Raw genomic sequence first — 12566 nt, forward strand, 5'->3', positions numbered from 1 at the left:
TATCCCAAGTCAGGATTATCACTGGTAGGTGTAGGATGAATATCGTTTAATGTATCGTATTTTTCTTTGTCCATGATACCGCTTCCAAATCCTTCTAATTCTTCAGATCCTAACACTACAAATGGAAATAGGAGATCATTATTGGTAGAGCTCTTAAAAAAAGGAGTATTAATAACTCTATTATCAAAAACGTCGTCATTATCATCATAGATAAAACCTCTTATATTACCTTCAACAGGACTTTCAAAAGTGAATTTTACATCTTTAAACCTATCTTCATAATTTGTTGTTCCTTTCTTAAGGGTAGTAATCTCCCAGTAATTATCAATAGAACTATCAGATAATAGATCTATTAATTCTTGTTTTTGATCGATTTGTAAAAATTCAATTTCTGTCGTTTCTTCTCTTGCAATTGTTTCTAAATCATCTTCTGGTGCTTCACAAGAATTAAATAGTATTGCTCCGACTATTATTTTAAATACAATGTTTTTAAATTTCATGATATTTTTATTTGGTTACAATACTGAAACTAACGAAAGCAAATTTACCCTACCTAAAAGTTTATTTTATTTTTTTAGGTAGGGTATTTTACTATAAATTAGTTTTAGTAATAGTCAGATAATGAATTAAAGAATAAATAAATTATTTTGAACAAAAAAAACAATAATTTAAGATCTGTTTGCGAGGAAAAAAATTTTGAAGGGCTTTATGATAACTACAGTAATTCTCTATACAGTTTTCTATATTTTAAATGCGGAGATAAAGATAGAGCATCAGACTTAGTTCAGGAAGCGTATGTGAAGTTATGGAAAAATTGCAAAAAGATTTTCTTTGAAAAAGCGAAATCCTATTTGTACACTGTAGCAAACAATCAATTTTTAACTGAACAAAACCATCAAAAAATTGTTCTCCATTATAAAACTAAATCAGATAAAAATATAATCAATTATGAAAGCCCTGAATATTTATTAGAAGAAAAAGAGTATATGGCTAAACTTGAAAATGCAATTGCAAAACTTACCAATGCACAAAGAGAAGTTTTTCTATTAAATAGAATAGAAAAGAAAAAATACAGAGAGATTGCAGAGATGTTACAAATTTCAACAAAAGCCGTAGAGAAACGTATGCATGCAGCATTATTGAGTCTAAAAGATGAACTTGGAAGAAAAGTTTAGCCTTTTTATACACTAAAAACATTATTATGACAAAATTCAAATATGATGATACTTTTTTAGCTAGATGGTTAAATGATGATTTAACCGACCAAGAACTAAAAGATTTTGAAAATAATGAGGACTATAAAACACTTTCAAAAATCGCCTTGAAAAGTGCAGAATTTGAAATTCCAGCTTTTGACAAAAGCGATACCAAAGATAGGGTTAAAAAAGCCGCGTATTACTCAAAATCAAAGGTTAGGCCTTTGTATTATAAAATAGCAATTGCCGCTTCCTTGATTTTGATATTTACACTAGGAGGAATTAATTATATACAAAATAAGACTACTACTTTAACGACAAACTATGGAGAATCAAAAGTTTTTACGCTACCTGATGGGTCGTATGCAGAGTTAAATGGAAATTCTTCTTTAGTTTTTAAAAATAAAAAATGGAGAAATAATAAACGATTCCTATCACTAAAAGGGGAATGTTATTTTAAAGTGAAAAGGGGGTCTAAATTCACAGTACAAAGTGACCAAGGAATTATTAATGTACTGGGCACTCAATTTAATGTTAAAGCTTTAGGTAACTTCTATATGGTAGAATGCTACGAAGGTAAAGTATTGATAGAAAACGCCAAAAATAAAATTACGCTTACTAGGGGTAATAGTGTTCAATACAAAAATGGGAAACTGCATAAGGCTACATTTACTAATACAATACCTAATTGGAAAAATGATGTCTACATCTATGATGAAACACCTCTGAATGTTGTTTTTAATGATCTACAAAATATGTATGAAATTAATGAATTAATAACAACAAAGGTTAATCTAAATCAAAAATTTACTGGAAAATTAGTTGTAAACGATCTTAAGAAAGCATTAAATATTGTATGTAAACCTATGAATTTAGAATATAAATTATTAAAAAATACAATAATTATATCTCAATTATAAAATGCATAAAAGTTGTCTTCTGTTTCTCTTATTTGGTTTTCAATTAATATTAGGCCAAACGAAACCGTTAATAAAGGTAATTGAGAATTTGTCTGAGCTATATCATGTAACTTTCTCATATAATCCTAATGAAGTAAATAAGATTTCAGAAATACAGGTCGGAGATTTTTTGAATTTCGAGGAAGCAATACAAAGTATTGAAATTCAGACCCAATTGCGATTTGAAAAAGTTGATAATCAAAATTATGTAATTTTAAAATCTACAAAAAAAAATATACGGTTAATTTGTGGAAAAGTCGTAGACGAAAATTATAGTGCCATAGCCGGAGTTTTAGTCAAAACTTCACTTCAGCATACAGTTACTAATTTAGAGGGTTTTTTTTATTTAGAAATTACAGATCAGCCCTCTTTAATAGATTTAAGTGCTTATGGTTTTAAAACTAAATCTATAAGCACTTCCTTCTTTAAAAGTCCTTGTAAACAAATATTACTTGAGCAGGAAATCGTGAGTTTGGATGAAGTAATTATAAGGAATTACTTAGCAAAAGGACTTACCAAAAATGAAGATGGAAGTATTAATGTGAAAATGCAGCAAACAGGGGTATTACCGGGAATAATAGAACCAGATGCAATACAAACATTGCAATTTATACCAGGATTGCAAAGTCCTGATGAAACAGTTACTGGTTTGCATATTAGAGGAAGTACTCCAGATCAAAATTTAATTCTCTATGACGGGGTCAAAATGTACCAAGATGCGCACTTTTTTGGATTATTGTCTGTTTTTAACCCTTATATGATTGATAATATAAAATTATTCAGATCTGCAACTAAATCCAAGTACGGCGGTCATGCCGGTGGAGTAATTTCTATTGGTGTAGATGAATCTATTCCTAAAAAAATGTCAATAGGTATTGGGGCAACACTTACTCATGTTAATTCAGATATCAAAATACCTTTATTGTATGACAAACTGGCGATCTTCGCTTCTGCAAGAAGAGGAACAACTGATTTTATTAATACAATAACTACGGAAAAATATGCCGAAGTGGCGTTTCAAAATACTAATATTCTAGATACATCTAATGACTTAGGAGATGAAGTATTAAATCTTAACTTTGATTTTTTATATGAAGATTATTATACAAAGTTAATTTTTAAGCCTTATGAATCGTTACAGTTTAATTTCGGCTTCTTAAAAAACCAAAACAATCTTTTATTCGAAGGAACAAACCCTTTTTTTAAAAGTAATACAGATGATAAACTGAGAGTAGAGAGTGAAACATTATACGAAAGTGTTTCGTATCAAAGCCAATTTTTTGGGTCTCATAACTTACAACTTAGCTTTACTTCTTTTAATAAAAAATACAGTGGTTTAAATGATTTTGACATAGCATCTCAACAACCAACTCTTTTAGAAATAACCTTTGACAAGGAAAATGAAGTAAAAGAGACTAGTGTGCAATATAATGGAGAAAAGAAACTATTTAAAAATGGAATAATACAATTTGGATATCAACGTAATCGGTCTGAAGTAAGTTATATCGCTGATAGTTATGGATTGGACTTAAGGACATTCCAAGAATTTTTTAAAGGAAAAGAAACTTCGCAATCTTTTTTTTCTGATTTTAAATTTAGAGGTGAAAAATTACAGCTTAACCTTGGGGGAAGACGACAATATTTTAATAGACTAAATGATGTTTTTTGGGAACCTCGAGCGTTTTTAAATTATAAATTACTCCCAAAACTTTGGATGAAAATCTCTTATGAGGAAAAACATCAATCTATAAGCCAAATTACTGATTTACGAAATGACGGATTAGGAAATTTATTTAATCAATTATGGGTAGTTTCTACTGATGAAAGTATTCCCGTAATAAAAAATCAACAACTAGTTGTTGGCTTTGATTTTCAAAGAAAAGGATGGACTGTTGATGTAGAAACGTATATTAAGAAATTAGAAGGTATTGGTATATTGTTAACAGATAATATATTTTCGCCTAGAAATGTGTCAGGAACTAATAGAATAAAAGGAATAGACATACTTTTAAAAAAGAAATGGAGAAACTATGGGACTTGGTTTAGTTATTCTTTTGCCGATAATAAATATCAGTTTGAAGAGATAAATAATAATAGACCTTTCCAAGGATCATTCGATATTAAACATAGCTTAGTATGGACACATACCTTGACATTTAAAAATATCAACTTTGCAATTGGTTACAGACACCGTACAGGCATACCGTATACCCAGAAAAATTTAGATACGAATAACCCTCAAAGTAATTTTATAGTTTTCGAGAAGTATAATGGTGAAAGATTACCCGATTATCATCGAGTAGACCTGACAGCTGATTATAATTTTTATTTAGATAAAGCAAAAAAAATAAAAACACGAATAGGATTTGCACTTCAAAATATTACAAACGAGCGAAATGTTCTTTCTAGAGATTTTAGAGTTTTAGAATCAAATAATGAGAATAACATTTCACAACTTCTTCTTGAAAGAGTAGATCGATATTCTATTGGTTTTACACCTAATTTTATAATTAGGTGTAATCTATAACCCTTAAAACATATCTAATAAATTATAGGAAAACATGGTCTATTCCCGCTACAATTTTATTAGTTTTTTAATTGAAAAAGTACTTTACTGCTCAGGAGGATATATGATAAGCCAAATTTTGAAGTTATTTAGCTAAAGTTTTTCCAATGATTAGGCAGTAATTCTGTAAGTCGATTGGCTTTATGTTCCGGGATTCTTTCTAGAACATCTTTCAGCCAAACATAAGGAGCGACATTATTAATTTTACACATCGCAAAGAAAGAATATAACATGGCAGCTTTCTGAGCAGCCTTATGTGATCCTGCAAACAGGTAATTCTTTCTTCCTAATGCTAAGGGCCTTATGGTATTCTCGATGCGGTTATTGTCTATTTCATAGATTCCATTATCAGTATAGGCCACCAGTTTAGTCCATAACTTAAGGGTGTAAGCTATTGCTCTACCAATAGCACTTTTAGGAAGAACAACAAATGCCTGCTTTTGTAACCAAATCCCTAATGCTCTCAAAACAGGAACGGCATATCGTCTTCGGTATCGCTGTCTGGTTGTTGAAGGTATACCTCGTTCTTTTGACTTACGCTCTATAGTATATAGCTTTTGGATTTGTTCCAATACATAACTTGCCCTAGATGCATCTTGATCCAGTGCCTTCTCAAAATACCGCCTGGCATGCGCCATGCAACCCAGTAGTTTAATGCTTCCTTTAGTAGTAAGGTTTAGATATCCTGAATATCCATCTGTTTGAATCGTTCCGCTATATTGTTGTAATATCGTCTCTGGAACCTTTTTTGATCGACTGGGAGCATATTTAAATAAAACCAAGCCTTCTACAGGAGCATGATGTACCCAATGATATCCCATATGGAGCGTTCCTTTTCCTTGTTTTGTCTTAGCCTTAGTTTTATGAAAATCCTGAACTTTTATAGGGCTTTCATCAATCTGTAAATAATTGCTCTGTAACAATTGTTTTTCTAAACAATCGTATAAAGGAGCCAACAATCTGGTCGTAGCATTGAACCATCCGCATAATGTAGCTTCACTAAGCATTACACCCTGCCCCTTGAAGATTTGTCGTTGTCTGTAAAAGGGAAGATGGTAACAAAATTTATTGACAAGAATCTGTGCTAATAATCCGGCACCGGCATTTCCTTTGGGTATAGGGAGTGAAGGAAGAGAACCAATCACAATGTTTTGTGCTTCCGGTAACACATATTTAGGACGTATGATTTTTCTAACATAAATATTTGATGGAGTATATTCCAGTAGTTCTGTAATTTCTTCTCCTATCTTCTTTGCTCCAATAGGAAGTCCTTCGGGTTCAATAGTTTCTTCTACTCTGGGAAGATGAGCAGCAAGCGTGGTTCTAACAGGCTGTTGTTTTGGCTTGGTGTACTGTTCTCTTTTGTAGGTAATCTCAACAGTATCATTATCCAAGGGAGATATAATAGATGATACCTCTGTAAATAACTCTAACTGCCCGTCTTCTGTAGCAACAAAACGTTCACTTTTACTCCCAAAAATTAGACGCTTCAATTCTGACAACTGCTGTTGAAGGTATTGATAGTCTAATGTTAACTTTTGATGTGCTTTGGCAAGGGTGTCGTAAGCTTCCCGTAGCTCAGATTGTGTATGGATAGTAGCAGTGTGTTGGGATGTTTTCACTACATGAAGATATTAAAAAAACTTCATATCCCACAACCAGATCAACACTTTTCTACAAGATGTTTGTACCGTTTTCTTCTACTAATATCAGTAATGACAACACCATCAATAAGCAAAACCAATTGTGAATAGGTTAAAGAAATACTACTTACTTCTGTATCATAATAAGGAAGCTCAAAGGTACCTGATTCTAATCGTTTATAATAGAGAATAAAACTACTGCCACTCCAATGTAATAATTTAACCTTGTCACGAGTTTTATTAATGAAAATATATACTGACCCATCTGTAGGTGAAGTCAATAAATCATTTTGAATCAACCCGCAAAGACCATTAAAGCCTTTACGCATATCAGCAGGCTTACTGTAGAGGTGAAACTGATGGGTAGTGGTCAGTCCAAACATTAGAAAAGAGTAATCAGATTTTTTAATTCTTTATTACTAATATCAGAAGGGCATTTTAGAAGTACACCATTGGGATAATGAATCTCTAAAAAAACTGTTTTTGAAATTGATAGAGGAGTAGAGACTTCAACAGGAATAAAAGAGGATGTACTCTTAGTTACTTTTTGCTTGGCATCCGGAAACTCTGCTCTAAATTTACGGTACCAGTATTTCATAACCCCATAGGTAATGCCTTGTGCCTCTCCAAAATTCTTTAAACTCAGGGGACTCTTTTTCCAATTTCTTAAAATCGTGTACATCTCTCGTTTTCGCTTAGTGTCTTCTTTTTGCATAACACAAAACTAAAACTCAAATTAAAACCATGCAATATGTACTTTGCCGAACGCTTACAAATCAATTTCAATCCACTAAAAGTGAAAAAGTTCTAAGTAAATTACAATTGCATAGAATTCCTTTTCTAAACCGAATTCATGAATAAGAAACAACTTCTAATCATAAAGTGATTAATTTTTACTACCAGAACATAGTGACAAAAGTTGTAATAACCTCTATTAGAAAATAATGATAATGAAAGTAAAAAAAGTGTATCCACTTAGTAAAGTACATTCAGGTATTTTTACCAAACAGGTACGATATTAAATTAGAATACAAATACTAAGTTCATCTTTAGATTAAATATAAAAAATTGCAGATAATATGTAAGTCTATGATGATGTTCATTATCATAGACTTACAATTATTTTTTTAAATAACTGTCTTTAATCGAATAAATTAACAAATCATCTAATAATGAGCTTAAAACATATGAGATATGTGTTTAAACCGTAATTTTGAACTATATAACAAACTCATTATGAAAAAAAAGCTATTCACTATTCTCTTAGGATTTTCTATTATTAGTTGTTCTAGTTCTAAAGCAACATTAAAAGAAATAGATGTCGTGGAGTCTACTCCAGAAAAAGTTTCTGAAAATGAAGCTATCACAAATTCTACATCTAAAGAAATCAACTATAAGATTAATACCATAATTCTTAATTACTTAGATGTACCAATTTCTTATATAGCAAGATCAGATGTAAAAGAAACTAACCAAGGGTATCACTGGAAATTTATGAATGTAAAGACGGGAGAAAACTTTATCGCTAATATTGACTTTAATTTCAAATCAGTAAAAATTAAGAAAAACAAAAGAAATTAATATATGTAGTAACCTACAACTACTTTATTAATGTTGATACGCAGTTTTTTTGCCTCAACTAAGCGTAACCTGATTTAGAATTAAATCAGGTTTTTTTAAGACCGAAATTCCTTCGTGTGTTACCAATACGTTTCTGATGCAGATTTCAAAGGTAAATTCGTAAAGCAACTTGTGGTTTTTTCAAAATCAATTTTGTTTGCTGTGATAAGAGTGAAATGTATTCTCAAAAATAATAGTTTTTATTTGAAATTGATGCATATTGTGAAATTACCTAGCTAAAATTTTTCCAATGATTAGGCAGTAATTCTGTAAGTCGATTGGCTTTATGTTCCGGGATTCTTTCTAAAACATCTTTCAGCCAAACATAAGGGGCTACATTGTTAATTTTACACATTGCAAAGAAAGAATATAACATGGCAGCTTTCTGAGCAGCCTTATGTGATCCTGCAAACAGGTAATTCTTTCTTCCAAGTGCCAATGGCCTAATAGTATTCTCGATGCGGTTATTGTCTATTTCATAGATTCCATTATCGGTATAGGCCACCAGTTTAGTCCATAACTTAAGGGTGTAAGCGATTGCTCTGCCGATAGCACTTTTAGGAAGTACAGCAAGTGCCTGCTTCTGTAACCAAATCTCTAGAGCTCTTAAAATAGGAACGGCATATCGTCTTCGGTATCGCTGTCTGGTTGTTGAATGTATATCTCGTTCTCTTGACTTACGCTCTATAGTATATAGCTTTTGGATTTGTTCCAATACATAACTTGCCTTAGATGCATCTTGATCCAGTGCCTTTTCAAAATACCGCCTGGCATGCGCCATGCAACCCAATAGTTTGATACTTCCTTTGGTAGTAAGGTTTAGATATCCTGAATATCCATCTGTTTGAATCGTTCCGCTATATTGTTGTAATATCGTTTCCGGAACCTTTTTTGATCGACTGGGAGCATATTTGAATAAAACCAAGCCTTCTACAGGAGCATGATGTACCCAATGGTATCCCATATGGAGCGTTCCTTTTCCTCTTTTTGTCTTAGCCTTAGTTTTATGAAAATCCTGAACTTTTATAGGGCTTTCATCGATCTGTAAATAGTTGCTTTGTAACAATTGCTTTTCTAAACAATCGTATAAAGGAGCCAACAATCTGGTCGTAGCATTGAACCATCCGCATAAGGTAGCTTCACTAAGCATTACACCCTGTCCCTTGAAGATTTGTCGTTGTCTATAAAAAGGAAGATGGTAACAAAATTTATTGACAAGAATCTGTGCTAATAATCCGGCACCGGCATTTCCTTTGAGTATAGGCAGTGAAGGAAGAGAACCAATCACAATGTTTTGTGCTTCCGGCAATACATATTTAGGACGTATGATTTTTCTAACGTAAATACTTGATGGAGTATATTCCAGTAGTTCTGTAATTTCTTCTCCTATCTTCTTTGCTCCAATAGGAAGTCCTTCGGGCTCAATAGTTTCTTCTACTCTGGGAAGATGAGCAGCAAGCGTGGTTCTAACAGGCTGTTGTTTTGGCTTTGTGTACTGTTCTCTTTTGTAGGTAATCTCAATAGTATCATTATCCAAAGGAGCTGTAATAGATGATACTTCTGTAAATAACTCTAACTGCCCGTCTTCTGTAGCAACAAAACGTTCACTTTTACTCCCAAAAATTAGACGCTTCAATTCTGATAACTGCTGTTGAAGGTATTGATAGTCTAATATTAACTTTTGATGTGCTTTGGCAAGGGTATCGTAAGCTTCTTGTAGCTCAGATTGTGTGTGGATAGTAGCAGTGTGTCGAGATGTTTTCACTACATGAAGATATTAAAAAAACTTCATATCCCACAACCAGATCAACACTTTTCTACAAGATGTTTGTACCGTTTTCTTCTACTAATATCAGTAATGGCAACACCATCAATTAGCAAAACCAATTGTGAATAGGTTAAAGAAATACTACTCACCTCTGTATCATAATAAGGAAGCTCAAAAGTACCTGATTCTAATCGTTTATAATAGAGAATAAAACTACTGCCACTCCAGTGTAATAATTTAACCTTATCACGGGTCTTGTTAATGAAGATATATACTGACCCATCTGTAGGTGAAGTCAATAAATCATTTTGAATCAACCCGCAAAGACCATTAAAGCCTTTACGCATATCAGCAGGCTTACTGTACAAATGAAACTGATGGGTAGTAGTCAGTCCAAACATTAGAAAAGAGTAATCAGATTTTTTAATTCTTTATTACTAATATCAGAAGGGCATTTTAGAAGTACACCATTGGGATAATGAATCTCTAAAAAAACTGTTTTTGAAATTGATATAGGTTTAGAGACTTCAACAGGAATAAAAGAGGAATCACTCTTAGTTCCTTTTTGCTTGAGATCCGGAAACTCTGCTCTAAATTTTCTATGCCAGTATTTCATAACCCCATAGGTAATCCCTTGTGCCTCTCCAAAATTCTTTAAACTCAGGCTACTCTTTTTCCAATTTCTTAGAATCGTGTACATCTCTCGTTTTCGCTTAGTGTCTTCTTTTTGCATAACACAAAACTAAAACCTAAATCAAAACCAAGCAATATGTACTTTGCCGAACGCTTACGAAAAAATGAAAAGAAACATTTATAGAATGCTAATAACAAAAACAACAACATTATGATTTGTATGGATGACTTGCTTTGGACGTTATTAGAATATCTAGGATATTTATTTTTAGGGGCTATATGTGGAGTTTCACTTGCCTTATATCTGCGTAACTCAAAGGATTAAAAAGAAATTAACAATACATATCAATATGGATTTAACTATACTATGGGTAGCACTCATAGGCATTGCAATTGGATTTCCAACAGGAATGCTTATTCATTATTTAAAAAATAAAAACGACTAAACTATCTGCATTTTACAAACCATATTTATCAGAACTGTTCTACAAAACCAACAATAAGATTAACTATAGTTTAACAAAAAAAGAATTTGAGTCCCGAAAAATGGAACTCCCTTTTCTTAATATTGTATCAACAACCAATTAACCAAAAACAATCAATATATGAACAAAAAAACAATCCTTGAACTTGTTTTCTAACAAGTTTTCTTACTCGCTCTTTCCATAGTTTAGAATAGTAAATAAACATTAACCTTTAAATATTATGATATGAATAAAAAACATGTCCTAGGCTTCCTGTGCCTAATTTTAAGCGCAACTTACTATAGTTATGCGCAACAACCGATAGAACTAACCTGCGAACAAAAGGCGCTAACCATGTTAGAAAGAGAGCCTTATTTAAGTTCATACTCGAAGGAATTCATTGAAGAACTCCTTGTGTATATTGAACCGTGTGCGACAGAGGGTGATCCGGCATCCCAATACATTGCAGCCTTACTGTATTGGGAATCTGAAAGAGAACAAAATATGCATAAAGGTTTTAATTTGTTGCAATCAGCTTCAAGAGGATACGATCCAGCACTTTTAAAATTGGCAATGACTTATCTAAGGGAATTAGAAAATTATCCTTTTCATAAAATTTCTTATCCAAAAGCATCAAATGCTCTTAGATCGATGATCTCGCCTAGAAACTACAAAACAGATATTGCCAATTATGTTTTAGGGTATTTGAATATGAAACATTTTCCTAATGCGTTAACCCCTGATTATTCAAAAGCTAAAAGTTACTTTGAGAGTAGTAATCATCCTATGGCAAAACACTGGCTGGCAATAATGTATTATTTCGGGTATGGAGTAACTCAAGACAAAGCAAAAGCCAGACAAATGCTTGCTGAAAATGATATTTATAATAGCGAGGTACTCCTTACCTATTTAGATACTCAAAATAGCGACTGGTTACCAATGTCTGCTGAAGAACTTAGTATCCTAAATGAATATGGAGATAATTTTAATCAAACATCTCAAAGCTTTAATGGAATATATGATGGAAGATTTATTGAATTTGATTGGTCTAGAGATTTGGGAGTTAAAAGAGATGTTCCTTTTACCATTGACTTTGATTGGAATGAGTCAAGTCGAGATCTTACATATGAATTATCTATTGCCGAACAAACTTTCTCTGGTCAAACTAAATTGAGTAATGGATTTATTTCATTTAATGACTCCCCCTTAAGCTTCAAACTGCCACGACTTTATAAAGATCATAAAGATAAAGACAGTTTAGAGTATAATATTTCACAGATTTTTTTACGAGAAAATATACTTATTGGAGAATCAATTTTCATTGGGCAGTTACAAGGTTCAATAGCTGATTTAAATGAACCTATGCCACACTCAAAAATGATCTTTAAAAAAAGGACTGGTACTACAGCACTGCAAAATTCTACTATTGCTAATTCGGAACTTAAAAATAAACTGGATCAGGATTTTGCTATCATCCATCCTAATCCGATTCAAGACCAATTCAAAATTACTTTTAATACGAATCAATTCAATAACATGACTGTTTCTGTATATAATTTTTTCGGACAAAAGTTAATAGAACAATCCAAGGTTGACCATCGAGACAATACTCAAAAAACTGTGACTCTTAACAGTAGTGATTTACCCAGTGGCACGTATATCGTACAGATAAAAATGGATAACAAAACATATAGCAAAATAGTAACCAAAGAATAAA

At 32.2% G+C, this 12566-nt stretch carries 12 protein-coding genes; 5 read left to right on the top strand and 7 right to left on the bottom strand.

The window, feature by feature from the left end:
- The coding region (locus tag FHK87_RS10795; RefSeq protein WP_140592745.1) for a hypothetical protein at nucleotides 1-500 on the bottom strand (500 nt) is incomplete at its 3' end.
- 147 nt (nucleotides 501-647) lie between these two features.
- Here FHK87_RS10795 and FHK87_RS10800 point away from each other — a divergent pair.
- The 3 genes from FHK87_RS10800 (at nucleotide 648) to FHK87_RS10810 (ending at nucleotide 4682) form a co-directional block, all read left to right on the top strand.
- A complete protein-coding gene (locus FHK87_RS10800) occupies nucleotides 648-1175 on the top strand; it encodes an RNA polymerase sigma factor (protein WP_140592746.1) in 528 nt (175 codons plus the stop codon).
- Nucleotides 1176-1201: 26 nt separating this feature from the next.
- Nucleotides 1202-2116: a FecR family protein gene (locus FHK87_RS10805; RefSeq protein WP_140592747.1), complete on the top strand. Its 915-nt coding sequence runs from the start codon at nucleotides 1202-1204 to the stop codon at nucleotides 2114-2116.
- Nucleotides 2117-2204: 88 nt separating this feature from the next.
- Nucleotides 2205-4682 carry a TonB-dependent receptor gene (locus FHK87_RS10810; protein ID WP_226294193.1) on the top strand — a complete coding sequence of 826 codons (2478 nt, stop codon included), beginning with the start codon at nucleotides 2205-2207 and terminating at the stop codon, nucleotides 4680-4682.
- Between the two features lie 128 nt (nucleotides 4683-4810).
- On the opposite strand, the gene tnpC (FHK87_RS10815) is transcribed toward FHK87_RS10810, so the two are convergent.
- The 3 genes from tnpC (FHK87_RS10815) to tnpA (FHK87_RS10825) are packed head-to-tail and all read right to left on the bottom strand — an operon-like array spanning nucleotide 4811 to nucleotide 7079.
- Nucleotides 4811-6343 (bottom strand): IS66 family transposase, encoded by a 1533-nt coding sequence (tnpC, locus tag FHK87_RS10815; RefSeq protein ID WP_226294194.1) that lies wholly within the window; start codon nucleotides 6341-6343, stop codon nucleotides 4811-4813.
- 41 nt (nucleotides 6344-6384) lie between these two features.
- On the bottom strand, nucleotides 6385-6747 hold the full coding sequence (gene tnpB, locus FHK87_RS10820) for an IS66 family insertion sequence element accessory protein TnpB (RefSeq protein ID WP_140592749.1): 363 nt from the start codon (nucleotides 6745-6747) through the stop codon (nucleotides 6385-6387).
- The gene (gene tnpA, locus FHK87_RS10825) at nucleotides 6747-7079 is read right to left on the bottom strand and encodes an IS66 family insertion sequence element accessory protein TnpA (protein ID WP_140592750.1); all 333 of its coding nucleotides are present in this window, start codon (nucleotides 7077-7079) and stop codon (nucleotides 6747-6749) included. The genes tnpB (FHK87_RS10820) and tnpA (FHK87_RS10825) overlap by 1 nt, the downstream gene beginning before the upstream one ends.
- A gap of 521 nt (nucleotides 7080-7600) precedes the next feature.
- Between tnpA (FHK87_RS10825) and FHK87_RS10830 the strand changes: the two genes are divergently transcribed.
- Entirely contained in the window at nucleotides 7601-7945 is a 345-nt protein-coding gene (locus FHK87_RS10830) for a hypothetical protein (protein ID WP_140592751.1), read from the top strand.
- Nucleotides 7946-8216: 271 nt separating this feature from the next.
- Here FHK87_RS10830 and tnpC (FHK87_RS10835) read toward each other — a convergent pair whose 3' ends face one another.
- The 3 genes from tnpC (FHK87_RS10835) to tnpA (FHK87_RS10845) are packed head-to-tail and all read right to left on the bottom strand — an operon-like array spanning nucleotide 8217 to nucleotide 10485.
- Nucleotides 8217-9749 carry an IS66 family transposase gene (gene tnpC, locus FHK87_RS10835; protein ID WP_226294195.1) on the bottom strand — a complete coding sequence of 511 codons (1533 nt, stop codon included), beginning with the start codon at nucleotides 9747-9749 and terminating at the stop codon, nucleotides 8217-8219.
- Nucleotides 9750-9790: 41 nt separating this feature from the next.
- On the bottom strand, nucleotides 9791-10153 hold the full coding sequence (tnpB, locus tag FHK87_RS10840) for an IS66 family insertion sequence element accessory protein TnpB (protein ID WP_140592752.1): 363 nt from the start codon (nucleotides 10151-10153) through the stop codon (nucleotides 9791-9793).
- Nucleotides 10153-10485, bottom strand: coding sequence for an IS66 family insertion sequence element accessory protein TnpA (gene tnpA, locus FHK87_RS10845; RefSeq protein WP_140592753.1), 333 nt, complete (start codon nucleotides 10483-10485; stop codon nucleotides 10153-10155). Before tnpA (FHK87_RS10845) ends, tnpB (FHK87_RS10840) begins: the two co-directional genes overlap by 1 nt.
- Before the next feature lie 610 nt (nucleotides 10486-11095).
- Here tnpA (FHK87_RS10845) and FHK87_RS10850 point away from each other — a divergent pair.
- A complete protein-coding gene (locus tag FHK87_RS10850; RefSeq protein WP_140592754.1) occupies nucleotides 11096-12565 on the top strand; it encodes a T9SS type A sorting domain-containing protein in 1470 nt (489 codons plus the stop codon).
- Nucleotide 12566 lies beyond the last annotated feature (1 nt).

Source organism: Aquimarina algicola, from assembly GCF_006443095.1.
GTDB lineage: Bacteria > Bacteroidota > Bacteroidia > Flavobacteriales > Flavobacteriaceae > Aquimarina > Aquimarina algicola.